Origin of the sequence: Paraburkholderia elongata (assembly GCF_013177735.1) — a bacterium.
GTDB classification, from domain to species: domain Bacteria; phylum Pseudomonadota; class Gammaproteobacteria; order Burkholderiales; family Burkholderiaceae; genus Paraburkholderia; species Paraburkholderia elongata.
In genome coordinates this window covers 1-1542 of sequence record NZ_WOEZ01000024.1, presented here as the reverse complement: position 1 = coordinate 1542, position 1542 = coordinate 1, and the positions used below count along the sequence as shown (strand labels likewise).

General features: G+C 55.7%; 1 protein-coding gene and 1 pseudogene. One reads left to right on the top strand and one right to left on the bottom strand.

The window, feature by feature from the left end; all coding sequences use genetic code 11:
- Positions 1-221, top strand: a pseudogene (locus tag GNZ13_RS04460) (hypothetical protein); the annotation flags it as partial.
- 618 nt (positions 222-839) lie between these two features.
- Here the strand turns inward: GNZ13_RS04460 and GNZ13_RS04455 are convergent.
- Positions 840-1193, bottom strand: a complete 354-nt coding sequence (locus GNZ13_RS04455) for a BON domain-containing protein (protein WP_172160854.1) — start codon at positions 1191-1193, stop codon at positions 840-842.
- Positions 1194-1542: the final 349 nt, after the last annotated feature.

The following is a 1542-nucleotide window of genomic DNA, read 5'->3' as shown; positions in this document are numbered from 1 at the left end:
GGGTTCGCGGCCTGGTGGAACGCAATACCATGCGTTACTACCTCGCGATAGACGCCTATCTTGGCGCGCTGTCCAGTACGCCTGACAAGCGTCTGGAGCAACGCCTGACTACCTGGTTCGATGCTACAGAGCAATATCCGCGACAACTGCATGAGGTGGATCGGCAGGCATACATGCAGATGAAATACAAGGAATACGAGCGCCAGCAGGCGGCACAGTAGGTGACGCACCGGGCCGACGTGGCGCTCTATTGATGGTCGGCGTCATTGGCCGAACCCAGCCCCATAATGAACTTCCGTAGTCGGCCAGTAGCTGTCGTTGGCTGCGTCGGTGATGTCGCCATTCGAGCGACTGTTCGGCTCATGAAGCGGCCATTAACTTGGCTTCGTTCCGCGTGGCGGTATTGGGTCGGGGGTGTGTGAAAACCCACGTCAAGCGGGCCGATCGAAAAACTCGACCTTCAGATCGCGCTGTGTTGGCTTGGTGACGACTCGGGAAGGGTGAAGCGACACCCTAAAACCGGGTGATTTCGCGTTTTCACACACCCTCGGTCGCGAACCGCCGATCGAGGACAGGCGACAGCCATTCGATGTTGTTCAGCATCGGACCGCGTTAGGATGCCTTCGGCCATTCATCCTCGCGAATACAGATATTCAACCCGCTTGTCATTGAGCCCGCCCGTTTGCACGCGATTCGACACCGGGCCAATATCGAGCAGAGCACGGTCTTCACTCAGCCATGCAAGTGCTTTCCCCGGCAAAGGCGTCGCCGTTGAGAACATAACATTCTTGTTCTCAAGGCGCGCCAGTGCAGTCAAAGGATGCGGTTGGACTCAAACATTAATGTCCTTCTTCTTCCACTGTCAAATTGTTCTTGACCGACGTAACTCCAGGAACACTCTCAGCAACTTTCCCTGCGAGATCTATCTGCGCCTGATCTGGAACCATTCCTACAAGCGTAATCTTGCCGCTACGAGCGATGGCGTGAAGATCAGTCGTCTCCAAGCCCTTTTGCTTGTACAACGCCGTCTGAACTCGCTTCGCCAACTCCCTATTTGCTGCTCTAATCGACGAACGAGAGGGAGCTGTTGCTGAAGTTGCCGCAGTCGTCTCTTGTGCATTAACAACGGGCACGATCGCAACAATGGCGCTGACGGCGATCGCTGTGGCAACGTAGGTCTTTATGGATTTCATCTCTTCTCCTTCAGGTGGGTAGCAAAACTGGGTGGGAGAGACTCGAAAAGATCGCTGGTCAATCAAAGTGCGGCGAAAAATGAGCACCCCGACGTTGATGACCAGCGGCCACGACGTTCGGCAATCGAATTGTAGACTTTTCCTCATCGGATGCGCACTTCAAGCGCGTCTAGAACCGCTGGAGAGTCCTTTCCGCCGGACCTTCGACTAGTGGGTCAGGGCCAACCCTTTGTGTGAATGAGGGTAAGGGAACCCGATGACTCGTCGTTCGGCGTGCCTAGGCGAACGGTCGCTGTCAATTGGAAGCCGCCGTTGACTTCGGACTGACTCGAAGGGCCGTTGAGGGTCG

Coding starts and splice junctions, on each gene's coding strand:
- GNZ13_RS04455 (WP_172160854.1), bottom strand. CDS start 1,193: ATGAAATCCATAAAGACCTACGTTGCCACAGCGATCGCCGTCAGCGCC.